The organism is Streptomyces niveus (assembly GCF_001723055.1).
In the GTDB taxonomy this organism is placed as follows: domain Bacteria; phylum Actinomycetota; class Actinomycetes; order Streptomycetales; family Streptomycetaceae; genus Streptomyces; species Streptomyces niveus.
The window spans coordinates 1-22,691 of the sequence record NZ_MDCR01000057.1 but is presented as its reverse complement, the minus strand read 5'-3'; the positions used below and the strand labels follow the sequence as shown (position 1 = coordinate 22,691).

Annotated in this window: 21 protein-coding genes; 13 read left to right on the top strand and 8 right to left on the bottom strand. The window is 70.9% G+C overall.

Annotated elements, in window-relative coordinates; all coding sequences use genetic code 11:
- From BHU15_RS08530 to BHU15_RS08490, 9 genes are all read left to right on the top strand, one after another.
- A partial coding sequence (locus BHU15_RS08530; RefSeq protein WP_069626627.1) for a malate dehydrogenase occupies positions 1-639 on the top strand: 639 nt, incomplete at its 5' end.
- Between the two features lie 110 nt (positions 640-749).
- Positions 750-1,910 (top strand): DUF5954 family protein, encoded by a 1,161-nt coding sequence (locus BHU15_RS08525; protein ID WP_069626626.1) that lies wholly within the window; start codon positions 750-752, stop codon positions 1,908-1,910.
- Positions 1,911-2,268: 358 nt separating this feature from the next.
- A complete protein-coding gene (locus BHU15_RS08520; RefSeq protein ID WP_031229945.1) occupies positions 2,269-2,757 on the top strand; it encodes a phospholipase in 489 nt (162 codons plus the stop codon).
- A gap of 204 nt (positions 2,758-2,961) precedes the next feature.
- Positions 2,962-4,470: an aldehyde dehydrogenase family protein gene (locus tag BHU15_RS08515; RefSeq protein ID WP_069626625.1), complete on the top strand. Its 1,509-nt coding sequence runs from the start codon at positions 2,962-2,964 to the stop codon at positions 4,468-4,470.
- Positions 4,471-4,583: 113 nt separating this feature from the next.
- A complete protein-coding gene (locus BHU15_RS08510) occupies positions 4,584-6,203 on the top strand; it encodes a GMC family oxidoreductase (RefSeq protein WP_107422822.1) in 1,620 nt (539 codons plus the stop codon).
- Positions 6,203-7,273, top strand: a complete 1,071-nt coding sequence (locus tag BHU15_RS39130; protein ID WP_069626624.1) for a quaternary amine ABC transporter ATP-binding protein — start codon at positions 6,203-6,205, stop codon at positions 7,271-7,273. The genes BHU15_RS08510 and BHU15_RS39130 overlap by 1 nt, the downstream gene beginning before the upstream one ends.
- Positions 7,270-9,324 (top strand): ABC transporter permease, encoded by a 2,055-nt coding sequence (locus tag BHU15_RS08500; RefSeq protein ID WP_069626623.1) that lies wholly within the window; start codon positions 7,270-7,272, stop codon positions 9,322-9,324. The genes BHU15_RS39130 and BHU15_RS08500 overlap by 4 nt, the downstream gene beginning before the upstream one ends.
- A 96-nt stretch (positions 9,325-9,420) precedes the next feature.
- Positions 9,421-10,377, top strand: coding sequence for a glycine betaine ABC transporter substrate-binding protein (locus BHU15_RS08495; RefSeq protein ID WP_023539209.1), 957 nt, complete (start codon positions 9,421-9,423; stop codon positions 10,375-10,377).
- Between the two features lie 121 nt (positions 10,378-10,498).
- Entirely contained in the window at positions 10,499-10,864 is a 366-nt protein-coding gene (locus BHU15_RS08490; protein ID WP_069626622.1) for a hypothetical protein, read from the top strand.
- Between the two features lie 10 nt (positions 10,865-10,874).
- Here the strand turns inward: BHU15_RS08490 and BHU15_RS08485 are convergent, their stop codons facing one another.
- From BHU15_RS08485 to BHU15_RS08465, 5 genes are all read right to left on the bottom strand, one after another.
- Positions 10,875-11,927, bottom strand: coding sequence for a LacI family DNA-binding transcriptional regulator (locus tag BHU15_RS08485; RefSeq protein WP_069626621.1), 1,053 nt, complete (start codon positions 11,925-11,927; stop codon positions 10,875-10,877).
- 223 nt (positions 11,928-12,150) lie between these two features.
- Positions 12,151-12,732 (bottom strand): DUF305 domain-containing protein, encoded by a 582-nt coding sequence (locus tag BHU15_RS08480; RefSeq protein WP_069626620.1) that lies wholly within the window; start codon positions 12,730-12,732, stop codon positions 12,151-12,153.
- Positions 12,733-12,827: 95 nt separating this feature from the next.
- Positions 12,828-13,775: a DUF1996 domain-containing protein gene (locus BHU15_RS08475; RefSeq protein WP_069626619.1), complete on the bottom strand. Its 948-nt coding sequence runs from the start codon at positions 13,773-13,775 to the stop codon at positions 12,828-12,830.
- 329 nt (positions 13,776-14,104) lie between these two features.
- On the bottom strand, positions 14,105-14,866 hold the full coding sequence (locus tag BHU15_RS08470; protein ID WP_255293063.1) for an isocitrate lyase/PEP mutase family protein: 762 nt from the start codon (positions 14,864-14,866) through the stop codon (positions 14,105-14,107).
- Entirely contained in the window at positions 14,863-15,378 is a 516-nt protein-coding gene (locus BHU15_RS08465; protein ID WP_069626618.1) for a carboxymuconolactone decarboxylase family protein, read from the bottom strand. Before BHU15_RS08465 ends, BHU15_RS08470 begins: the two co-directional genes overlap by 4 nt.
- A gap of 47 nt (positions 15,379-15,425) precedes the next feature.
- Between BHU15_RS08465 and pdxR the strand changes: the two genes are divergently transcribed.
- Both pdxR and BHU15_RS08455 read left to right on the top strand, forming a co-directional pair.
- Positions 15,426-16,883, top strand: coding sequence for a MocR-like pyridoxine biosynthesis transcription factor PdxR (gene pdxR, locus BHU15_RS08460; RefSeq protein WP_069626617.1), 1,458 nt, complete (start codon positions 15,426-15,428; stop codon positions 16,881-16,883).
- Complete coding sequence (locus tag BHU15_RS08455) at positions 16,880-17,956, top strand: protein kinase family protein (RefSeq protein WP_069626616.1); 1,077 nt, start codon at positions 16,880-16,882, stop codon at positions 17,954-17,956. Before pdxR ends, BHU15_RS08455 begins: the two co-directional genes overlap by 4 nt.
- Here BHU15_RS08455 and BHU15_RS08450 read toward each other — a convergent pair.
- Both BHU15_RS08450 and BHU15_RS08445 read right to left on the bottom strand, forming a co-directional pair.
- Positions 17,953-18,633 (bottom strand): CatB-related O-acetyltransferase, encoded by a 681-nt coding sequence (locus BHU15_RS08450; protein WP_079128000.1) that lies wholly within the window; start codon positions 18,631-18,633, stop codon positions 17,953-17,955. The genes BHU15_RS08455 and BHU15_RS08450 overlap by 4 nt on opposite strands.
- Before the next feature lie 71 nt (positions 18,634-18,704).
- Positions 18,705-19,541, bottom strand: a complete 837-nt coding sequence (locus BHU15_RS08445; RefSeq protein ID WP_069626615.1) for a DMT family protein — start codon at positions 19,539-19,541, stop codon at positions 18,705-18,707.
- A 141-nt stretch (positions 19,542-19,682) separates the two neighbouring features.
- Here BHU15_RS08445 and BHU15_RS08440 point away from each other — a divergent pair, with 141 nt between their 5' ends.
- Together BHU15_RS08440 and BHU15_RS08435 are read left to right on the top strand one after the other, a co-directional pair.
- Complete coding sequence (locus tag BHU15_RS08440; protein WP_023539197.1) at positions 19,683-19,964, top strand: hypothetical protein; 282 nt, start codon at positions 19,683-19,685, stop codon at positions 19,962-19,964.
- A gap of 20 nt (positions 19,965-19,984) precedes the next feature.
- Positions 19,985-21,166: a glutathionylspermidine synthase family protein gene (locus BHU15_RS08435; RefSeq protein WP_069626628.1), complete on the top strand. Its 1,182-nt coding sequence runs from the start codon at positions 19,985-19,987 to the stop codon at positions 21,164-21,166.
- 63 nt (positions 21,167-21,229) lie between these two features.
- On the opposite strand, the gene rocD is transcribed toward BHU15_RS08435, so the two are convergent.
- Positions 21,230-22,435: an ornithine--oxo-acid transaminase gene (gene rocD / locus BHU15_RS08430; RefSeq protein WP_069626614.1), complete on the bottom strand. Its 1,206-nt coding sequence runs from the start codon at positions 22,433-22,435 to the stop codon at positions 21,230-21,232.
- Positions 22,436-22,691: the final 256 nt, after the last annotated feature.

The window sequence follows — 22,691 nt, the reverse complement described above, 5'->3', positions numbered from 1 at the left end:
AACGACCACGCCGCCGACGACATCAAGGTCCTCGTCGTCGGCAACCCGGCCAACACCAACGCGCTCATCGCGCAGGCCGCCGCCCCCGACGTACCGGCCGAGCGGTTCACCGCGATGACCCGGCTCGACCACAACCGCGCGATCTCGCAGCTCGCCGCGAAGACCGGTGCGGCCGTCACGGACATCAAGCGCCTGACCATCTGGGGCAACCACTCCGCCACCCAATACCCGGACATCTTCCACGCGGAGATCGCGGGCAAGAACGCCGCCGAGACGGTCAACGACGAGCAGTGGCTCGCCGACACCTTCATCCCGACGGTCGCCAAGCGCGGCGCGGCCATCATCGAGGCCCGCGGCGCCTCCTCGGCGGCCTCGGCCGCCAACGCCGCCATCGACCACGTCCACACGTGGGTCAACGGCACCCCCGCCGGCGACTGGACCTCCATGGGCATCCCGTCGGACGGCTCGTACGGCGTCCCGGAGGGCATCATCTCGTCCTTCCCCGTCACCACGAAGGACGGCAGGTACGAGATCGTCCAGGGCCTGGACATCAACGACTTCTCCCGCGCGCGCATCGACGCCTCCGTGAAGGAGCTGACCGAGGAGCGCGACGCCGTCCGCGAGCTCGGGCTTCTCTGACACCAGCCCCGGCACGACCGAGCTCCCGCGCCGCCCGCACACCTGGGCGCCGGGAGCTTTGTCGTGCCAACCGCCGTACACAGCGCGGCGATTCCGCGCACACTGAGTACATGAACGGATACGGAGAGGGGCTCCCGGCCTACCGGACCATCCGCATGACGGCGCAGGACGGTCCGATCGCGGCGTTCGCCGACGAGGAGGCCTGGCGGGCCCGGGAGCGCTATCCCACCATCGTGGGCATGGGGCTGCCGGCCTTCGTCGCGGCCCGGGAGTCGGAGCGGGGCGGCTGGGAGATCCTCGGGTCAGCGGCCGACGCGCCGCAGGGCATTCGCGACTCCCTTGCCTCGCACTTCCGGCGGCTGGCCAAGGAGGCCGGTGAAGCCGGGCGGGCCGGGGACCGGAAGAAGTGCCGTGCGGCGTACGAGAAGCTCGACTGGGTCGCGGTGGACGAGCTGACGGTGCTCGGCACGCGCTACCGCGTGGTGCGGGTGGAGCAGTTCATCCGGCTGGGTCCGGACGGGCCCGAGCCGCCGAGGCCGTCGGACCCGGACCCGGGCGAGGTCGGGGAGGCGTACCGGCTGCCCGGCCGGCTCAAGGGGTTCGTCATCGACCCGTACACCGGCACGGGACTGGCGGAGGGGCTGCTCAAGTTCGACCTGATGCAGTTCGTGCTGAAGGCGGGCGCCGCGCCGCCCGAGATGCGCGGGGATTCCCTGCGGGCGGTCGAGACGCATCCGGGCGGGGTCCTGCTGCCGGCGGAGTTCGCGATCGCCGAGTGCGGCAAGGACGGTCGGTGGAAGCCGCATTCGCGCCCGGCGCCGAGTCCGCAGGCCGCGCGGGACAGGCTGGCGATGGACTTCCGGGTCATGACGCCCATCCGCGAGCAGTTGGACGAGGCGGGGCGCGAGGAGTACGCGAAGGCGGCGGACCGGCTGGACGAGAAGCGCGGGGCCGGGGTCGCGGTGGCCGGGCGGCGGTTCCGGGTGGCGCGGGTGGAGCAGTTGGTACGGATCGGGCCCGACGGTCCCGAGGGGCCCCGGCCTTCGGACTTCGACCCGGAGCCGCCGGTCGAGTTGCACTCGAAGCAACTGCGCGAGCAAGGGCTGCTCGACGATGACGAGGACGCCGCCCCCGTCGAACTCGACGACGACATGAAGGAGATGAGGCGGCTGATGGACAAGGAGGAGGCGAGGCGGGCCGCGCGCAAGCGGGAGAAGGAAGCGAAGAAGGGTTCGCAGGGTTCGAAAAAGGGCTCGCAGGGCGCGAAGTAGGACTTCGGCGCACGCAAGGGCATCCAGGGGTACGCGAGCCCACACACGGTGCGGACGCCGCGAAGCCGCAGCAACCAGTCCCAACCGGCAGCGGCCGGGCGCCGGTTCGCCGCCGGCGTAATAGGGGGCCGCCCCTGGGGTGTGCCCGTCGAGCCCCAAATGGCCGCCTATGTCGCCGAGTTGGCCCCCTGTTTCCCACTTGTTTCGTCATGAGCATGGTTACACCGCGCTCCATCTGGGGGACCATTCCGGCGTTGGTCATCGCGCGTAGACCCGTACGACGACCGCACCGCTCTCTGAGGAAGTTCCGTGTCACCGGACACGGAGCGTCAACCTGTCTCCCCACCGGAGGTTTTCCATGCGCCGTCGTCTGGCCATGCCGCTCGCCGCCCTCGCTCTCGCCCTCCCCGCCACCCTGATGTCGGCGTCCTCGGCCGCCGCCGCGCCGGCCGACAAGCCGCAGGTCCTGAGCAGCTGGACGCAGACCAGCGCCGCCAGCTACAACGCGTGGGTCTCCGCGCGCAACAACCAGGGCGCCTGGTCCTCGTACGGCTTCGACTGGTCCACGGACTACTGCTCGTCCTCGCCGGACAACCCCTTCGGCTTCCCGTTCCAGACGTCCTGCGCGCGCCACGACTTCGGCTACCGCAACTACAAGGCGGCCGGCTCGTTCGACGCCAACAAGGCCCGGCTGGACAGCGCGTTCTACGAGGACCTGAAGCGGGTCTGCAACGGCTACTCGGGCGCCACGAAGACCTCCTGCAACGCCACGGCGTGGACGTACTACCAGGCCGTCAGTATCTTCGGCCGCTCCGCCCTGGTCGACGGCACCAAGAACGTCGCCTGACCGAGCGCCACCGCGGCGGTGTGAACCGCCGTCTCCCGAGACCGAGAGCCCTTCGCCTCCCCCAGCGAGGGGCTCTCGTCGTGGAGTGACCCTGAACACTTTCGGCCAGCGAGAACGCATGCTTCCTCCATCCCGGGGCAGGGGCCCAGATCGCCAGTTGTTGCTGGTGGTGGTGTATATCGGGAACGGAAGGCCAAACGCGACGTGTCGGCACAACAGACCATCTTTGTGGACGGAGAGTGGCGCGAAGCCGTCTCAGGTGCCACACGCGAGATCATCGACCCCGCCGATGCCATGCCGTTCGCCGTGGTGTCCGAGGGCGGGGCCGAGGATGTCGACGCCGCCGTCGACGCCGCGCGCAGGGCCTTCGACGGGGGTGCCGGGGTCTGGCCCCGGACGTCCACCGGTGAGCGCGCAGCGCTGCTGCGGCGGGTCGCCGGGCTGTTGCGGCGGGACCGGGAGGCGCTCGGGGCGCTGGAGAGCCGGGACGCGGGCAAGACCGTCGAGGAGGGGCGCGTCGATGTCGACTGTGTCGCCGACGCCTTCGCCTACTTCGCCGATCTCGTGACCAACGAGGGCGGCGGCCGGGTCGTGGACGCCGGGTCACCGGACGTGCACAGCGTCGTCGTGCACGAACCCGTCGGGGTGTGCGCGCTGATCACCCCCTGGAACTACCCGCTCCTCCAGGCCAGTTGGAAGATCGCCCCGGCGCTCGCCGCGGGTAACACCTTCGTCGTCAAGCCGAGCGAGATCACCCCGCTCAGCACCGTCGCCCTCATCGACATCCTCACCGAGGCCGGGCTGCCCCCGGGTGTCGCCAACCTGGTGACCGGCGCCGGTGACCCCGTCGGCGCCCGCATGTCCGAACACCCCGACGTGGACCTCGTGTCGTTCACCGGCGGACTGGCCAGCGGTACGAAGGTGATGGCCGCCGCCGCGCCCGGTGTGAAGAAGGTCGCGCTGGAACTGGGCGGCAAGAACCCGAACGTCGTCTTCGCCGACTCCTGCGCCACCGACGAGGGTTTCGACACCGCCGTCGACCAGGCCCTGAACGCCGCGTTCATCCACAGCGGCCAGGTCTGCTCCGCCGGTTCGCGCCTCATCGTCGAGGAGTCGCTGCGCGAGCGCTTCGTCGCCGAACTCGCCCGCCGCGCGGCGAAGATCCGCCTCGGCCGGGGCACCGGCGACGGCGTCGAGTGCGGACCACTGGTGTCGGCCGGGCAGTTGGCGAAGACCGAGGAGTACGTCGCCTCCGCCCTCGCCGAGGGCGCCGTCCTGCGCTCCGGCGGCAAGCGGCCCGAGCCCGTCGAACTGCGGCCCGCCGCCGGGTACTTCTACGAGCCGACCGTCCTCGACCAGTGCCACCGCGAGATGCGCGTCGTCCGCGAGGAGGTCTTCGGCCCCGTACTGACCGTCGAGACCTTCCGTACGGAGGACGAGGCCGTCGCCCTGGCCAACGACACCGAGTACGGGCTGGCCGGCGGCGTCTGGACGGCCGACCCCGGGCGCGCCCGGCGCGTCGCCGGGCGGCTGCGGCACGGCACCGTCTGGATCAACGACTTCCACCCCTATCTGCCGCAGGCCGAGTGGGGCGGCTTCGGCAAGTCCGGTATCGGGCGCGAGCTGGGACCCGCCGGTCTCGCCGAGTACCGCGAGGCCAAGCACATCTACCAGAACCTCGCGCCGGAGCCGGTGCGCTGGTTCGCGGGCTGAACGCCCCCTCAGCCGACCGCGCGTCCCCCAACTGCCTTACGGCTCGGCCTCATTACGCCTCCTTACGTGCAAGAACCTTGAACCGCCCCAGCGAAGTGGAGTAGACGACACCCATGGCCGAACACGACGTGGCCGAACATGACGCCGTATACGACTATGTCGTCGTCGGAGGCGGCACCGCGGGATCGGTGATCGCCTCCCGGCTCACCGAGAACCCCGACGTCACCGTCGCCGTCATCGAGGGAGGGCCGTCCGACATCGACCGGCCCGACGTACTGACGCTCCGGCGCTGGATGGGGCTGCTCGGCGGCGAGCTGGACTACGACTATCCGACGACCGAGCAGCCGCGCGGCAACTCCCACATCCGGCACAGCCGCGCCCGGGTGCTCGGCGGCTGCTCCTCGCACAACACCCTGATCGCCTTCAAGCCGCTGCCGTCCGACTGGGACGAATGGGCGGCGGCCGGGGCCGACGGCTGGGACGCGGCGTCCATGGAGCCGTACTTCGGGCGGCTGCGCAACAACATCGTGCCGGTCGACGAGCGGGACCGTAACCCCATCGCCCGCGACTTCATCGACGCGGCGCGCTCCGCGCTCGGCGTCCCGCGCGTGGAGGGCTTCAACAAGAAGCCCTTCCACGAAGGCGCCGGCTTCTTCGACCTCGCCTACCACCCCGAGAACAACAAGCGGTCGTCCGCCTCGGTGGCGTATCTGCACCCGTTCCTGGACCGGCCCAACCTCCATCTGCTGCTGGAGACCTGGGCGTACCGGCTGGAGCTGGACGGCACCCGCGCGACCGGCGTACGCGTACGGGCCGCCGACGGCTCGGAGTCGTACGTACGCGCCCGGCGTGAAGTCCTCGTCTGCGCCGGAGCCGTCGACACCCCCCGGCTGCTCCTGCACTCCGGCATCGGACCGCGCGCCGACCTCGACGCGCTCGGCATCCCCGTCACCCACGACCTGCCGGGCGTCGGCGAGAACCTGCTCGACCACCCCGAGTCGGTCATCGTCTGGGAGACCGACGGGCCGATCCCCGAGAACTCGGCGATGGACTCCGACGCGGGCCTGTTCGTCCGGCGCGACCCGGACCGCGAGGGCCCGGACCTGATGTTCCACTTCTACCAGATACCGTTCACGGACAATCCCGAGCGCCTCGGCTACGAACGCCCCGCGCACGGCGTCTCGATGACGCCCAACATCCCCAAGCCGCGCAGCCGCGGCAGGCTCTATCTCACCAGCGCCGACCCGGCGGTCAAACCGGCCCTGGACTTCCGGTACTTCACCGACGAGGACGACTACGACGGCCGCACCCTCGTGGACGGCATCAGGCTCGCCCGGCAGGTCGCCGCCGCCGAGCCGCTCGCCAACTGGCTGACCCGCGAGGTCTGTCCGGGCCCGGAGATCACCTCCGACGAGGAACTGAGCGAGTACGCCCGCAAGTGCGCCCACACCGTCTACCACCCGGCGGGCACCTGCCGGATGGGCGCCCCGGACGACGAACACGCCGTGGTGGGGCCGGATCTGACGATTCGTGGCCTGACAGGCATCCGAATCGCCGACGCATCCGTCTTTCCCACCATGCCGGCCGTGAATCCGATGATCGGGGTCCTCATGGTCGGCGAGAAGTGCGCCGAACTGCTCACCGCGACAGCCACAGCCGCAGGCACTGCCACAGCCGTATCCGCAGCCGGCACGGCCGCGGCCCACACAACCGCACCGGGAGGTGATGCGTGATGACCGCCACCGAACCGGTCTTCTCCGTACGCGATCTGTGGAAGGTCTTCGGACCGAAAGCCGACCGAATACCGGGCAACAAGGAGTACGCGGCGCTGTCCGCCGAGGAGTTGAGGAAACAGACCGGCTGCACCGCCGCCGTCCGCGACGTCTCCTTCGACGTGCACAAGGGCGAGGTCTTCGTCGTCATGGGCCTCTCCGGCTCGGGCAAGTCGACCCTCGTACGCTGTCTGACCCGGCTCATCGAGCCGACCAGCGGCCGGCTGACCATGGACGGCGAGGACGTCATCGCCATGGACAAGAACCGGCTGCGCGAACTGCGCAGGCACCGCGCCGCCATGGTCTTCCAGCACTTCGGCCTGCTGCCGCACCGCTCCGTGCTCGACAACGTCGCGTACGGCCTGGAGATCCAGGGCATGAGCCGGCCCGAACGGCGCGCCAAGGCCGCCGAGGTCGCCGCCCTGGTCGGCCTCGCCGGCCTGGAGGACCGCCGCCCCGGCCAGCTCTCCGGCGGCCAGCAGCAGCGCGTCGGCCTCGCCCGCGCGCTCGCCGTCGATCCCCAAGTCCTGCTGTTCGACGAGCCGTTCAGCGCGCTCGACCCGCTGATCCGCCGCGACATGCAGGAGGAGGTCATCCGGCTGCACCGCGAGGAGGGCCGCACCATGGTCTTCATCACCCACGACCTGAACGAGGCACTGCGCCTCGGCGACCGCATCGCGCTGATGCGCGACGGCGGGATCGTGCAGCTCGGCACCCCCGAGGAGATCGTCGCCAACCCGGCCGACGACTACGTACGCGACTTCGTCCGCGACGTCCCGCGCGAGCAGGTCATCTCCGTACGCCGGGCCATGCGCCCCGCGCGCGACGGCGAGGGCGAGTCCGGCGTCGCGCTCAAGCCGGAGACGCTGGTCTCCGACGCGATCGAGGCCGTCGCGCGCAGCGGCGCGTACTGCCGGGTCGTGGAGAACGGCCGGACGCTCGGCGTCGTCGGTTACGAGGAACTGCTCGCCGTCGTCGCGGGTCTGGACGACGAGGCGGAGCCGGAACCCAGCAAGGTGGCGGCGGTATGAGCGCCGCGCCGCCCAATCCGGTGTTCGAGAAGACCGACCGTCATCGGCGCGACGCGGCCGACGGGGACGACGTACGTACGGTCAAGACCGACGCGGCCGACAGCGCAGCGCCCGGCCCCTGGGCCCGCCTCGCCGGCAACCCCCGCGCGATGCTGCTCATCGCCGCCGTCCTCGTCGCGATCGTCAGCGCCGCCCTCACCGGCAGCGGAGCCTGGCCCGCCGACCTGACCGTCGACGTACGCTCGCCGCTCGACGATCTCAACCGCTGGCTCGTCGACAACCGCACCACCCACCCCCTCTTCCTCTACTTCCTCCTGCACATCAGCAACTCCGCCGAAAGCTCCGTCGACGGCGTGTTCAGCGTGCTGGAGAGCCTCGGCTTCATCGGCGTGACCGTGGCAGCCGTACTCATCGCCTGGTACGCCGGCGGCGCCGGCCTGCGCCGCCGCGCCCTGCGCACCGCCGCCACCGCGCTCGCCACTTTCGCGGTGATCGGGCTGCTCGGCATGTGGGAACCGGCGATGGAGACGCTGGCCCTGATGATCGTCGCCGTCGCCGTCGCGGCCCTCGTCGGCGCGCTCCTCGGCCTCGCGGCCGGACTCTCCGACCGCTGCCAGCGCGTGCTGCGGCCGGTCTTCGACACCATGCAGGTGCTCCCCGCCTTCTCGTACCTGCTGCCGTTCGTCCTGCTCTTCGACATCGGCATCCCGTCGGTCTTCGTCGCGACCGTCATCTACGCGGCCCCGCCGATGGCCCGGCTCACCGCGCTCGGACTGCGCGGCGCGGACGCCGCCGCGCTGGAGGCGTCCGCCTCGCTCGGCGCCAGTTCCTGGCAGCGGCTGGTGACGGCACGGCTGCCGCTCGCCCGCAAGCAGATGCTCCTCGGCCTCAACCAGACGATCATGATGTGTCTGTCGATGGTCGTCCTCGCCTCGATGATCGGAGCGGGCGGGCTCGGCGACGAGATCTTCACCGCGCTCTCCACCGTCGACGTCGGCCTCGCGCTGCCCGCCGGAATCGCCGTCGTACTGCTGGCGATCTGGCTGGACCGTACGACGGCGGCGGCCGGCGAACAGCTCGAAGACCCCGCGGCCGGGCACCGCCCCAAGTGGTGGGTGCTCTGGCCCGGCATCGTCGCGGCCGTTGCCGGCGGCGCGGTGTTCGGAGCCGTCATCGGCCGCAAGGAGTGGCCGGAGGCGTGGACCGTCGCGATCAGCGAGCCGGTCAACACGGTCGTGGACTGGATCGAGCGCGAACTGGGCTCCGGCGTACCGGTGCTGGGCGGCACCCTCACCTGGTCCGAGGGCTTCGCCAACTACGTCATCAACCCCGTACGCGACGCACTGCTCGCCACCCCCTGGTGGGCGCTGCTCCTCGTCGCCGGTGTGCTGGCGCTGCGGACCGGCTGGAAGGCCGTCGTCACGGTGGTCCTCTCCCTGGCCGCGATCGGCGCGATGGGACTCTGGGACCGCTCGCTCGACACGCTCTCGCAGGTCCTCGCCGCGCTCGTGGTGACCCTGCTGCTCGGCTTCGGCGTCGGCATCCTCGCGGCGCGCGTCGAACGGGTCGAACGGGTCATCCGGCCGGTGCTCGACATCATGCAGACGATGCCGCAGTTCATCTATCTCATCCCGGTGATCGCGCTGTTCAGCGGAGGCCGTACGGCGGCCGTCGCCGCGGCCGTCGTCTACGCGCTGCCCGCCGTCGTACGCATCACCACCCAGGGCATCCGGCAGATCGACCCCTCCGCACTGGAGGCGGCGCGCTCACTCGGCGCCGGTACGGGGCAGCAACTGCGCCAGGTCCAGCTCCCGTTGGCCCGGCCCGCCCTGCAACTCGCCGTCAACCAGGGCGTGGTGCTGGTCCTGGCCATCGTCGTCATCGGCGGCATGATCGGCGGCGGCGCGCTCGGCGTGGACGTGGTGAGGGGCCTGGCCAAGGGTGACCTCGGCCTCGGCATGACGGCCGGTATCGCGATCGTGTGCCTGGGGCTGCTGCTGGACCGGATCTCGCAGCCGAGCGCGGCGGCGAAGGAACGCGCCTTGTCCTGACCCGCGGCCGGCCCCCTCACCGGCTCAACAACTGAACCCACAACTGAACCCACAACTGAATCCACAACTGAAACCGCGAACAGAAAGAACAACGACGTGACCCACAGCAAGCGGATACGCACCACCCTCGTCGCCGGAGTCGGCGCGCTCGGCATGCTCGCGCTCAGCGCGTGCGCCGCCGAGACCGAGTCGAAGTCGGCCTCCGACGAGATCACCCTGACCGTGCCCTCCTGGGTCGGCGCGCGCGCCAACGCCGAGGTCGCCAAGGTGATCATGGAGCAGGAGCTGGACGTGAAGGTCGAGCTCCAGCAGCTCGACGAGCCGGTCGCCTTCGACGCGCTCAACAACGGCAAGGCCGACGCGATCCTGGAGGACTGGGGCGGCTCTCCGAAGAAGGAGAAGCTCTACGTCGAGGACAAGAAGACCATCGTCAAGGGCGGCGACCTCGGCGTCGTCGGCCACATCGGATGGTTCGTGCCCAAGTACTACGCGGACGCCAACCCCGAGGTCACCGACGCGAAGAACCTCAACAAGTTCGCCAAGGACTTCAAGTCCGCGAACAGCGGCGACCAGGGCGAGTTCCTGGGCGCGGCGCCCTCGTACACGACGTACGACGAGCACCTCGTCAAGAACCTCAAGCTCGATCTCAAGATCAAGGAGACGGGCAACGAGGCCGCCCAGATCAAGGAGATCCAGCAGAAGTACCGCGACAAGCAGCCCTTCATCACCTACTGGTGGGACCCGCAGTGGCTCAACGCGGACATCGACCTGGTCGAGGTGAAGCTGCCCGCGTACGAGGAGGGCTGCAACGTCCCGGAGACGGCGACGGACTGCGCGTACGCCAACACCCCGCTCCAGAAGTACCTCAACGCGGACTTCGCGAAGGACGGCGGTGACGCCGCCGAGTTCATCAAGAACTTCAAGTGGAGCACCGAGGCGCAGAACGAGGTCGCCAAGGCCATCGCGAAGGACAAGAAGAGCGGCCCGGACGCGGCCGAGGCGTGGGTCAAGGCGAACAAGTCCACCTGGGAAGCCTGGCTCCCGAAGAAGTAAACGGTTCCGCCACGGACGGCCACGGAGCCGCTCATCGGCTCCGGGCCGTCCGGCGTGTGCCAACCTCAGAACTGGCTCAACTCTCTTGAGACCGCCACAGCGCGGCAGTAAGGATCCGAAGATGAAGCTTTTCGGGCGGGAAAAAGAGGAAGAATTCACGGTTCTGGTCGTGCGCGAGGCCGACGAGGTCGCCGAGGCCGTGGACCAGGCGCTGAGGACCGCCGGCCCCGAGGAGCGCCCAGGGCTGGAGCGTGCGGCGGCGCTGCTCGCCACCGTCCGGGAGACCACCGACGCCGAGCTGCGCGGGAACTGGGCGCGCCGGAAGATCGCGGAGGCGGGCGTGAAGGGGCGCGCCGACTCCGTACCGGCGGTGAAGGCGATCCGGGAGGCCGAGCCGGGCCTGAGCCTTCTCCAGGCCGTAAGGCTGTCGCAGGAGGCCGCCGCACTGGAGGACGAGGAGCGCGACGGCCAGGGCCGTACCGCCTGACCGTCCGCCTCTACGCGGACTCCCGCACCACCAGCGTCGGTGTGAAGATCATCGAAGGAAGCGGACCGCCGCCCGGCGCGGCGATCTGCTTCAGCAGCAGCCTGGCCATCTCCGAGGACATCTCCTCCACCGGCTGGCGTACCGTCGTCAGCGCCGGATCACAGGTCAGCGCGGCGTTGCTGTCGTCGAAACCCACGACAGCCACCTCGTGGGGCACCTGGCGGCCCGCCCGGAGCAGCACCGGCAGGGCCCCCGACGCCATCAGGTCGGAGGCGATGAACACCCCGTCCAGGTCCGGGTGTTCGGCCAGCAGACGCCGCATCGCCGCCGCGCCGCCCGTGTGCGTGAAGTCGCCCTCCGCGACGGCCACGTCGTCGATCCCGTACGAGGCCATCGCCGCCCGGAACCCTTCGAGCCGCTCCTGGCCCGCCGGCATGTCCTGCGGGCCCGCGACCGTACCGATCCTGCGCCGTCCCAGCGCCGCCAGATGCCCGGCGGCCAGCCGCGCGCCCGCGGCCTGGTCGGCCTCCACGTACGTCAGCGGTGACGGCTGTCCCGGGCGGCCCGCCAGCACGGCGGGCAGCCGCGTCTCGTGGACCAGCCGGGGCAGCGGATCGTTGGCGTGCGACGAGATCAGGACGATGCCGTCGACATGGCCCTGGCGCAGATACGAGAGCAACTGGTCGCGTGACGCGGCGTCGTCCGCCAGCATGAGCATCATCTGGACACCGGCCGGCCGCAGCACGTCGAGCAGCCCGCCCACGACCCGGCCGAAGTACGGGTCCGAGAACATCCGGCCCACGAACGGCTCGGCCACCGGCCGCCGTTCCTGCTCGGAGACGACCAGCGCGACGGAGTCGGTGCGCCGGGTCACCAGGGCGCGCGCGGCGCGGTTCGGCACGTAGTGCGTGGTCGCGATGGCCTCCTCGACGATTCGGCGCAGCGCCGGGTCCACCGTCGTCGCGCCGTTGATCACCCGCGACACCGTGGCACGTGAGACGCCTGCGACGGCGGCGACGTCCTCCAGGGTCGGGCGCGCGGGCGGGGAGACGTCGGCAGTCATGCAGCCTTTATACCGGTTGGTACTTGACGCCCGGAGCCGGTCCCCGGGCTGAGGACACGGCCTAGGGCCTGTCGTTTGGATCAGGCCGGATGAGTGAGCGGGGTCTGGTGCCGTGGATCGCAAGGCGGAGGAGGGAGGCATGGCGGAGCCATGCCGACCGACGACAACGCGGCGGGGCGCGGTGCCGGGGCACGCGAGCCCGGCAAGATCCAAACGACAGGCCCTAGGTGGCGACGCGCTTCAGAGCTTCGAGTTCGGCCGCCCGCGCCTCGACGAGCGAGGCGGCGAGCTTCTTCGCCGCGGCCTCGCTTCCCGCGTCGACCTCGGAGCGGGACACGCGCGCCGAGTGTTCCAGGTGTTCGCGGATCTGGACGACGACCACCTTCTCGAAGGCCGCGCCCTTGGCGGCGCGCGCCTGTGCGAGATCGCCGGGCGTCACCATGCCGGGCATCTCATGGCCCTCGTGGACGTTGGTGGCGGGCAGGCCCAGCTGCTTCAACAGCGGTCGCATCCGGTCGAGTTCGGCGCGGTGGGCGGCTGCCAGATCGGTGGCCCAGTTCCGCAGGCCGGGGTCGGTGGCCCGGTCGGCGGCCATTGTCAGAAGCTCGACCGCGCCCTCGTTCATGGGGGTCATGAGCTGGAGCCAGGCGGCGTCGGTGGCGCCGGACGGGGTCTGCGCGGGGACGCCGGCAGGAGTGCTGACAGGGCTGGTCCGTACGGGAGTCGAGGCCGGGGTGGCCGCCGAGCAGCCCGGCACCGCCAGAAGTACGAGGAGAGCCGCCGCCGTACCGCGTACCGCCTTCATGGGGAGTCCTTGGGGAAGGGGTGGGGGGTTGGGCTGCCTGTCCGGGGTCACGTCACCCCGGACAGACACCTGGCGATCCGTCAGGAATGGTCCCGTCAGGAAGGCACTCCGTCGGCGCCGCACTTGATGATGGGACGGATGCAGTCACGTACGCGCCGCTCCATCTCCGCGGCGGGCCAGACGTTGAAGAAGTCGCCGTGCATCGTGTAGCCGCGCCCCGACGCGAGGGAGAACCGGGCCGGATCGCCGTTCACCGGGTACCTCAGCACCTGCCGCAGCTTCGGCACCGGCACCGGGTGGGTCGACGGGCAGGCGCCCGCCACCGGGTACGACATATGGCTCTTGTGGTCCGCCGAGTCGAGATCGCGGCCGTTCCAGCACTGCGGGAAGTCCAGATACGACTCCAGCATCGCGCCGGCGGGGCAGTTGACGAAGTCGGTCGACGGGTTGACCTCGCCGTGGTGCAGACACGACCAGCGCGCCCGCGTGTTGTCGTTCGGACCGGTCGCCTTGGCGTTGCCCGCCACGATCCGCAGTCCGTACGGCAGCGGCTGGGTCTGGGCGATGATGTCGTCCCGTACGCCCTCACCCAGGTAGTAGAAGGTGGTGCCGGTCGGCTCCACCTCCTTCGTGCCGTCGTACAGGGTCGGGACCCAGTACGACGAGAGGTCTTCCTTCGGCGCGCACGTGGTGCGCCCCTTCGCCAGGCTGTTGACGTCGGAGCGGCCGTTGGTCGTGTCGTTGCCGAAGAAGCTGTGCATGTGCGAGGCGCCGGGCAGCCCCGGGAACACGATCGGGTCGTCCGGGAGTCGGTGGCTGTACGGACACTCGGCGAGGAACTCCGAGACACGGACGACCGCGGCGCCCTTGGTCCCGGCCTGGGCCTTCCCGGCCGAGACGGAATCGGTGCTGGCGCTGCTCATGTTGGCCTGGAGCAGCGAGGCGGTGAGCGCGACGAGGGCCAGGGCGACGACGCGTCGACGCCAGGACGCCAGTCCCGTACGGAAGGGGGACGGGGTGGTGCGGGAGGGTCTGTGGAGCATGGCACTCCAATCAGCGGAATTGGGGGTTCCTTGAGCCTTGATCACACCAGAGAGCGCTCTCTGCCGCTGAACGTAGGAGCGGGTCGCGGGGGTGTCAATAGCTGCGGCAGGAGCCGTCAAGTAGCCCTGTACTCAGGTGAGTTGGTGTCTATGAGAGTGGGAGAGCGCTCTCTCGATATCACCGTCCGTGATGCGCGGATATGGTCACGCGCTGGGCAACGCCGGACGCGCCGCACGCGCCTGGACACGCCGAAGACCCGGCAGGCGGTGTCGCCTGCCGGGCCTTCGGTACGGGCCTTCGGTACAGGCCTTCGGTACGGGCCTCCGGCTCAGGAACGCAGCCGCGCCGCGCCCTCCCGTACCGCCGCCATCGCCTGCCTCTGGAGTCCCGGACCGAACGTGACGCGGGTGGCGCCGAGCCTGCCCAGCTCCGCCAGTTCCGTGGCGCCGCCCGGCGCGGCCCCGACGTTGACCGGGCCGTCGATCCCGGCCCGCAGCGCCGGGATCGCCTCGGGTGGGGCGCCGATCGGGTAGACGCAGTCCGCGCCGGCGGCGACGTACAGACGGGCGCGAACGATCGCCTCCGCCGGATCGGTCACGCCACGGATGAACGTGTCGACGCGCGCGTTGACGAACAGCCGGTCCCCGGCCGCCGCCCGGACCTCCGCCAGCCACTCCGCGTGCCGGTGCGGGTCCTTCAGGGCGCCGTCGGCGGAATCCTCCAGATTGCAGCCCACCGCTCCCGTGCCGAGGAGGCGTTCGACCAGCTCGGCCGGCGCGAGCCCGTAGCCGCCCTCGATGTCGGCGCTGACGGGCACGGGCCGGACGCCGGTGGAGACGGCCCGGACGATACGGGCGACCGCCGCGAACATCTCGTCCGGCGGGGTGGCCCCGTCCTCGTAACCGAGCGACGCGGCGACCCCCGCGCTCGGCGTGGCGAGCGCCGGGAAACCGGCCTCCACGAAGACACGCGCGCTGCCCGCGTCCCACGGACCGGGCAGGACGAGCGGGTCCTCGGGCGCCCGGTCGTGGTGCAGGGCGCGGAAGGCCGCCACGAGGCCGGGCGCCGGTGCCGCGCCGGGCGACGTCACTTGTACGAGCCCGGGGTGTAGTGGCCGGGGACCATGCGCGTCGTCACGGCGAAGCGGTTCCACGCGTTGATGACCGTGATCGCGCCGATCAGATACGCGAGTTCGGACTCCTCGAAGTGCGCGGCGGCCCGCTCGTACACCTCGTCGGGCACGAAGCCGTCCGTCAGCACGGTGACGGCCTCGGTCAGCTCGATCGCGGCGATCTCCTTCGCCGAGTAGAAGTGGCGCGACTCCTCCCAGGCGCTGAGCTGAACGATCCGCTCCACCGACTCCCCGGCGGCCAGCGCGTCCTTCGTGTGCATGTCGAGGCAGAAGGCGCAGTGGTTGAGCTGCGACGCGCGGATCTTCACCAGTTCGTACAGCACCGGGTCGACGCCCTTGCGGACCGCCTTCTCAAGGCCGGACATCGCCTTGTAGACATCGGGAGCCAGCTTCGCCCAGGCCAGGCGGGGCGTGTGCGCGGGGAGGCGGTCGGCGGTGTGGTCGTGGTGGTGGCTGTCGTTCGTCGTCATGACGACGACGCTACGCGTCCGGTGGCACAACGGTATGGTCCATTCCCATGACCGAATCGTGGGCCAATGCGAGCGGCGAGCAGCCGGTCACCGCTGTCACGGTCGGCGCCGACCTCCACCTGGAGCTGCGCGGCCCCGGCCTGCGTACGGGGCTGATGGACGCCCTGCGCGAAGCCGTCCGCACGGGGAGGCTGACGCCGGGGAGCCGGCTGCCCTCCTCCCGTACGCTCGCCGCCGATCTGGGCATGGCGCGCAACACCGTGGCCGACGCGTACGCCGAACTCGTCGCCGAAGGCTGGCTCACCGCGCGGCAGGGCTCGGGGACGCGGGTCGCCCGGCGGGCCGCGCCGCGCACACCGGAGCCGAGCGGCCCACCGGCCCGGCCGGTGCGTCGCAGGCCCACGCACAATCTGCGGGCCGGCACCCCCGACCTCGGCTCCTTTCCGCGGGCCGAATGGCTCGCCGCCTCCCGGCGGGCGCTGACCGCCGCCCCGAACGACGCCTTCGACTACGGCGACCAGCTGGGGCGCGTCGAACTGCGCACCGTCCTCGCCGACTACCTGGCCCGCACACGCGGGGTGTACGCCGACCCGGAGCGGGTCGTCCTCTGCTCCGGGTTCGTCCACGGCCTTGCCCTGATGGCGCGGGTGCTCGCGGCCCGGCGGGGGAGGACGCGGGCGGTGGTGGGTGTCGAGTCGTACGGGCTCGACTTCCACCGGGACATCCTGACGGCCGCCGGGCTGCGCACCCCCGCGCTCGCGCTCGACGAACTCGGCACCCGTACCGAGGAGTTGATCTCCGGGGAGGGCGAACTGCGGGGCGTCGACGCGGTGCTGACGACTCCGGCGCACCAGTTCCCGACCGGTGCCGCGCTCCATCCCGACCGGCGCGCGGCGATGGTGGACTGGGCGCGCGGCGCGGGCGGGCTGATCCTGGAGGACGACTACGACGGGGAGTTCCGCTACGACCGTCAGCCCGTCGGCGCCCTGCAAGGACTGGACCCGGAGCGGGTGGTGTATCTCGGCACGGCGAGCAAGTCCCTCGCCCCGGGGCTGCGGCTCGCGTGGATGGTGCTGCCCAAGGCGCTGGTGGGGGAGGTCGTCGAGGCGAAGGGCGACGTGGCGACGGTGCCCAGCGCCCTGGACCAGCTCACGCTCGCGGAGTTCATCGCCTCCGGCGCGTACGACCGGCACGTACGGTCCATGCGCCTGCGCTACCGGCGTCGGCGCGACCAACTGGTGGAGGCGCTGGCCGAGCGCGCGCCGGAGTGCCGGGTGACCGGGATCTCCGCCGGGCTGCACGCGGTGGTCGAACTCCCGCCCGGCAACGACGAACGCACCATGATCGAGGCGGCGGCCTGGCAGGGCCTGGGGATCCAGGGCCTCTCCGGCTTCCGGCACCCCTCGGTCGCCCCCGGGCGTGACGCGCTGGTCATCGGCTACGGCGCCCCGACGGACAGCGCGTGGACAGGGGCGCTGGACGCGCTCTGCCGGGTGCTCGCATGAGCCGCGCCGCCCGGCTGGCCGCGCATGGCGCTGTCGGCACCGCGCTCTCGGTGCTCAGCGACCGCCGGCTCGCGGAGCTGGTCGCCGGTGCGGTCCCGCTCGGGTCCGGCCTCGGTGGGCGGTCGGCGGAGCTGGATGTCGACGGGACGCGGGTCTTCGTCAAGCGCGTCCCGCTCACGGACCTCGAACTGCGGCCGGAGCATCTGCGGTCGACCGCGAACCTCTTCGAGCTGCCGCTCTTCTACCAATACGGCATCGGCTCCGCCGGATTCGGCGCCTGGCGTGAACTCGCCGCGCACACCATGACCACCAACTGGGTCATCGGCGACGCCGACGCGTACCCGGGCTTTCCGCTGATGTACCACTGGCGCGTTCTGCCCGACTCCGGCCCCGACGGCTTCCTGGACGAGTTCGGCGGCCTCGACAGGGCCGTCGCGCACTGGGACGGCTCGCCCGCCGTACGCCGCCGGCTGGAGGCCGTCGCGGGGTCGACGGCCTCGGTGGTGCTGTTCCTGGAGTACGTACCGCAGACGCTCGCCGCCTGGCTGGCCGACCGGCGGGCCGCCGCCTCGGCGGGGGACGCGGAGGAGGCGCCGTACCGCCGGATCGAGTCCTGCCTGCTCCGGGGCGCCGGCTTCATGAGCGCGCGCGGACTGGTCCACTTCGACGCGCACTTCCGCAACGTCCTGACCGACGGACGGCTGATCTACTTCGCCGACTTCGGACTCGCCCTCAGCTCCCGCTTCGAACTCACCCCGCCCGAGACGGACTTCCTCACCGACCACCTCTCCTACGACCGCGGCTACCTCACCGCTCACCTCATCCGCCACCATCTGCTCGACGACGACCACGACAACGCGGAGCACGCCCGGTTCCTGCACGACTGGTCGGCCGGCCGACGCCCGGACGGCGTACGGGCCGATGCCGCCGCGCTCCTCGACCGGCACGCGCGATCAGCGGCCGTACTGGGCGACTTCCACCTCCGCCTCCTCGGCGAGAACCGCCGAACCCCGTTCCCGAAGACCGCACTCGAACGCGCCCTCCACACCGAGACGGACCGAGACCGTGTCTAGGGAGTGGTCGCGGGCGGGGCGGCGGACTCCAGTTCGTCGATAGTGCCCGACATGATCGTGCGCAGGTGCGTCGTGATGTGCTCGGCGGGCCAGTCCCACCACGCGATCGTCAGCAGTCGGTCGACGTCCGCGTCGTCGTAGCGGCGGCGGATGAGTCTGGCCGGGTTGCCGCCGACGATGCCGTAGTCCGGGACGTCGTCGACGACGACCGCGCCCGAGGCGATCACCGCTCCGTGGCCGATCCGGACGCCGGGCATGACCATGCTGCGGTAGCCGAACCAGACGTCGTTGCCCACCACCGTGTCACCCCGGCCGGGCAGGCCGGTGATGAGGTCGAAGTGGTCGCTCCAGGAACCGCCCATGATCGGGAAGGGGAACGTCGAGGGGCCGTCCATCCGGTGATTGGCGCCGTTCATGATGAACCGCACCCCCTCACCCAGCGCGCAGTACTTCCCGATGACCAGCTTCTCCGGCCCGTAGTGGTACAGCACGTTCCGGGTCTCGAACGCCGTCGGCTCGTCCGGGTCGTCGTAGTAGGAGAAGTCACCCACCTCGATCAACTCCGAGGTGATCAGCGGCTTCAGCAGCACCACCCGTGGCTGACCGGGCATCGGGTGGATCACGGTCGGGTCCGCGGGAACGGCGGGAACCTCGGGTACGTCGGGTACGGCAGGCATGGTGAATCGGTCTCCTCGTGTACGGCGAGTCCGACGCATCCTGCCCGACGGGGTGATCGCGACGACAACGATTAACTCCTCTCCGTCTCCTCCACACCCGCCTCGCCGAAGCGGGCCAGGGCCAGCGCGCCCGCCACCGCCACGGCGAAGCCGACGACGGTCAGCCACCCCAGCCCCGCGCGCGTACGGTCGCCGAGCCAGACGACCCCCACCAGCGCCGGACCGATCGTCTCGCCGATGACCATGCCGGCCGTCGCCGTGGTCACCGAACCCCGCTGGAACGCCGACGTCAGCAGCAGGAACGCCGCCCCGCCCCCGAGCAACAGGGCATACACCGCCGCGTTGGTGACCAGCTCGGCCGGAGCGACGCCGTCGATGAGCCGTACCGACACCTCGACCACCCCGAACCCCGTACCCGCCCCGAACCCGAGCACCAGCGCACGGGGCCGGTCCGGCAGCCTGCCCGCCGCCGCGCCCGCAAGCAGTACGGCCACGGCGACCCCCAGCATGGCCACCCGCAACGCCGTCGACCCGCCTTCCGTGCCCTCGGCCCCCGACGACAGGGCGAGCAGCGCGAGCCCGGCGCAGACCACACCGACCGCACTCCACTCCCGGGCGGACAGCCGTACCCGCAGCAGCCGGGCCGCGACCACCGCCGTGACCGCGAGACTGGCCGCGAGGGCGGCGCCGACGGCGTAGATCGGGATGGCACGCAGCGCGACGATCTGCAACACGAACCCCAGCCCGTCCAGGGCGAGTCCGGCCACATACCGCCACTGCCGCAGCGCGCGCAGCAGCAGCGCGGGGTCCACTCCCGATCCGGTGCCCGGTTCCGCCGCGCGGGCGGCGACGGCTTGCAGGACGGAGGCCGTGCCGTAGCAGACCGCTGAACCGAGCGCGCAGATCATTCCAAAGAGCACAAAAGGAATCTAGTTGAGTAGAGTTGACGGACCGCCTTGTCCGGCGTGGCGGCCAGGCATCTAATGTGTGCGGCGAGCACGGGATTGACGGGTCGACGGATCGGCCCGCAGACGGGGGAGGACGGGGCCATGGCCGCCGTAAAACAACGCAGGCTGCGGTCGAGCACGGTCGTGCTCGGCGGCATGGGAATACTCGCACTGACGGTCACCTCCTGCAGTTCGGAACCCGACCGGCGCTGCGCCGACCGGAACACGTACGAGGAACTGTCCAAGTCCGACTGCGACAGCACCGGCTCCGGCTCGTACTACTACGGCGGCAAGAGCTCCAACGGCCGCGTCTACGACGGCAGTTTCGACAAGTCGGCGGTCGACCGGGGCGGCTTCGGCTGCTCGGGCACCGGCGGCGGCTGAGCGGGCGTCGGCGCGCGATGATGGAGCGTCGGACCATCGAGCCACGGCCGGGCTGGCAGCGGACGGTCGAGGAGCAGGGGCTCGTCTATCCGCTCACCCGCTATCCGGACGACTCACTGCGTCCCTACTGGGACGAGAGCGCCTACTACGTCTTCTCCCTTCCCGAGGTCGAGGCCCTGGAAGCGGTCGTCGAGGAACTGCACGCGATGTGCCTCGCCGCCGCCGAGCACATCGTGAGGAACGACCGCTTCGCCGATCTCGGCATCACCGACGGCCGACTGGCCGCGCTGGTCGCCGAGTCCTGGCAGCGCCGTGCCGAACTGCCGTCCATCTACGGCCGGTTCGACCTTCGCTACGACGGCACCGGCCCGGCCAAGATGCTGGAGTACAACGCCGACACCCCCACCTCCCTGGTCGAGGCGGCCAGCCCGCAGTGGTTCTGGATGGAGGAGCGCTTCCCGGGCGCCGACCAGTGGAACTCCCTGCATGAGCGGCTGATCGAAGCCTGGCGCCGCCAGGCCCACCTCCTTCCGCAGGGACCCCTGCACTTCGCCCACTCCGACGGCGACGAGTTGGGCGAGGACCTGATGACCGTCGCCTATCTGCGGGAGACGGCCCAGCAGGCGGGAATCGACACCGAGGCCCTGTCGGTCGAACAGATCGGCTGGGACAAGCTGACCGGGCGCTTCGTGGACGAACGGCTGCGGTTCATCCGCAGCTGCTTCAAGCTGTACCCGTGGGAGTGGCTGACCACGGACCGCTTCGGCCCGCAGGTGCTGGACACCCTCGACAACGGCGGCGGCACCGGCAGCACCTGCTGGATAGAGCCCGCCTGGAAGATGCTGCTCTCCAACAAGGCGCTGCTGGCGATCCTCTGGGAGCTCAATCCGGGCCATCCGAATCTGCTGCCCGCCTATCTCGACGGACCGCGTGAACTCGCCCTCACCGGTGGCTATGTCTCCAAGCCCCTGCTGGGCCGCGAGGGCGCCGGAGTCACCGTCCACGAACCCGGCCACGCCCCGGTCGTACGCCAAGAGGCTTGCTGCTACCAAGCGTTGGCGCCGCTGCCCGACTTCGACGGCAACCGCGTCGTACTCGGCGCCTGGGTCGTCGAGAACGAGTCGGCCGGCCTCGGCATCCGCGAATCGTCGGGCCTGATCACGGACGAATACGCCCGCTTCCTCCCGCACGTCATCCTCTAGCAGGCAACGGCGGGGGAGCCAGGGACCGGCGGCCCGCGTCGCCGACCGGTCCCGGCCACCGGTCTACCGGGTGAGGACCGCCCGCAGCTGCTCCAGGCCCCAGTCCAGATCCTCCTTGCTGATCACCAGCGGCGGGGCGATCCGGATCGTCGACCCATGGGTGTCCTTCACCAGCACACCCCGGTCCATCAGCTTCTCGGAGATCTCCCGGCCCGTGCCGTACGACGGAGAGATGTCCACCCCCGCCCACAGCCCCCGGCCGCGCACCGTCTCCACCGCGCCGCCGGTCGTCATCAGCCCCAGCTCATGGTGGAGATGATCGCCCAGCTCCGCCGCCCGCTGCTGGTACTCACCGGTGCGCAGCATCGCGATCACCTCAAGGGCCACCGCGCACGCCAGCGGATTGCCGCCGAACGTCGAGCCGTGCTCCCCGGGCCGGAACACCCCGAGGATCTCCGCCGACGACACCACGGCCGACACCGGCACCACCCCACCGCCGAGCGCCTTGCCCAGGACATACATGTCGGGCACGACGCCCTCGTGCTCAAGGGCGAAGGTCTTCCCGGTCCGGCCCAGGCCGGACTGGATCTCGTCGGCGATGAACAGCACATTCCGCGCCCGGGTCAGCTCCCGCACCCCCGCCAGATAGCCCGGCGGCGGCACCAGCACCCCCGCCTCACCCTGGATCGGCTCCAGCAGGACGGCGACGGTGTTGTCCGTCATCGCGGCGTCGAGAGCGGCGAGATCCCCGTACGGCACGATCTCGAAGCCCGGCGTGTACGGCCCGTAGTCGGCCCGTGCCTCCTCGTCGGTGGAGAAGCTGATGATCGTGGTCGTACGGCCGTGGAAGTTGTCCGCCGCGACGATGATCTTGGCGGTGTCGTCCGGTACCCCCTTCGTCCGGTAGCCCCACTTACGGGCCGTCTTCACGGCGGTCTCCACCGCCTCGGCGCCCGTGTTCATCGGCAGCACCATCTCCATGCCGCACAACTCGGCGAGCTGGGTGCAGAAGTCGGCGAACCGGTCGTGGTGGAACGCCCGCGAGGTGAGCGTCACCCGCTCCAACTGGGCCTTGGCGGCGTCGATGAGACGTCGGTTGCCATGGCCGAAGTTGAGCGCCGAGTAGCCCGCGAGCATGTCGAGGAAGCGGCGCCCCTCGACGTCGGTCATCCATGCACCGTCCGCCGAGGCGATGACGACGGGCAGCGGGTGGTAGTTGTGCGCGCTGTGCGCCTCCGCAGAGGCGATGGCACGGTCCGTTGTCGCCACGGGTTCTCCGTTCGGTCGAGACAAGCCATCCGGTCGGGGCGGGGTGGCGCCCCTGTTTCTATCGTCACTCGCCAGTGTGGACGAAGAAACCTTGCCCCCGGCGTGCCCTGGGAGACAACCCCGCAGGCGGGCCCACTTGGATCACATGTCCAGCAGCTGCCTCCGGGGCCCTGCCTCCGGCCCGTTCCCGCCCCTGCCGAACGGTGGCCGGGGCAGCCGGCCCGCCAGCGGACGCAGCACCAGCCCCAGCACCACC

Excerpts from the sequence above, each read along its gene's own strand:
- BHU15_RS08525 (WP_069626626.1), top strand. The coding sequence starts at position 750 with ATGAACGGATACGGAGAGGGGCTCCCGGCCTACCGGACCATCCGCATG.
- BHU15_RS08520 (WP_031229945.1), top strand. The coding sequence starts at position 2,269 with ATGCGCCGTCGTCTGGCCATGCCGCTCGCCGCCCTCGCTCTCGCCCTC.
- BHU15_RS08510 (WP_107422822.1), top strand. The coding sequence starts at position 4,584 with ATGGCCGAACACGACGTGGCCGAACATGACGCCGTATACGACTATGTC.
- BHU15_RS39130 (WP_069626624.1), top strand. The coding sequence starts at position 6,203 with ATGACCGCCACCGAACCGGTCTTCTCCGTACGCGATCTGTGGAAGGTC.
- BHU15_RS08500 (WP_069626623.1), top strand. The coding sequence starts at position 7,270 with ATGAGCGCCGCGCCGCCCAATCCGGTGTTCGAGAAGACCGACCGTCAT.
- BHU15_RS08490 (WP_069626622.1), top strand. The coding sequence starts at position 10,499 with ATGAAGCTTTTCGGGCGGGAAAAAGAGGAAGAATTCACGGTTCTGGTC.
- BHU15_RS08485 (WP_069626621.1), bottom strand. The coding sequence starts at position 11,927 with ATGACTGCCGACGTCTCCCCGCCCGCGCGCCCGACCCTGGAGGACGTC.
- BHU15_RS08480 (WP_069626620.1), bottom strand. The coding sequence starts at position 12,732 with ATGAAGGCGGTACGCGGTACGGCGGCGGCTCTCCTCGTACTTCTGGCG.
- BHU15_RS08475 (WP_069626619.1), bottom strand. The coding sequence starts at position 13,775 with ATGCTCCACAGACCCTCCCGCACCACCCCGTCCCCCTTCCGTACGGGA.
- BHU15_RS08465 (WP_069626618.1), bottom strand. The coding sequence starts at position 15,378 with ATGACGACGAACGACAGCCACCACCACGACCACACCGCCGACCGCCTC.
- pdxR (WP_069626617.1), top strand. The coding sequence starts at position 15,426 with ATGACCGAATCGTGGGCCAATGCGAGCGGCGAGCAGCCGGTCACCGCT.
- BHU15_RS08455 (WP_069626616.1), top strand. The coding sequence starts at position 16,880 with ATGAGCCGCGCCGCCCGGCTGGCCGCGCATGGCGCTGTCGGCACCGCG.
- BHU15_RS08450 (WP_079128000.1), bottom strand. The coding sequence starts at position 18,633 with ATGCCTGCCGTACCCGACGTACCCGAGGTTCCCGCCGTTCCCGCGGAC.
- BHU15_RS08445 (WP_069626615.1), bottom strand. The coding sequence starts at position 19,541 with ATGATCTGCGCGCTCGGTTCAGCGGTCTGCTACGGCACGGCCTCCGTC.
- BHU15_RS08440 (WP_023539197.1), top strand. The coding sequence starts at position 19,683 with ATGGCCGCCGTAAAACAACGCAGGCTGCGGTCGAGCACGGTCGTGCTC.
- BHU15_RS08435 (WP_069626628.1), top strand. The coding sequence starts at position 19,985 with ATGGAGCGTCGGACCATCGAGCCACGGCCGGGCTGGCAGCGGACGGTC.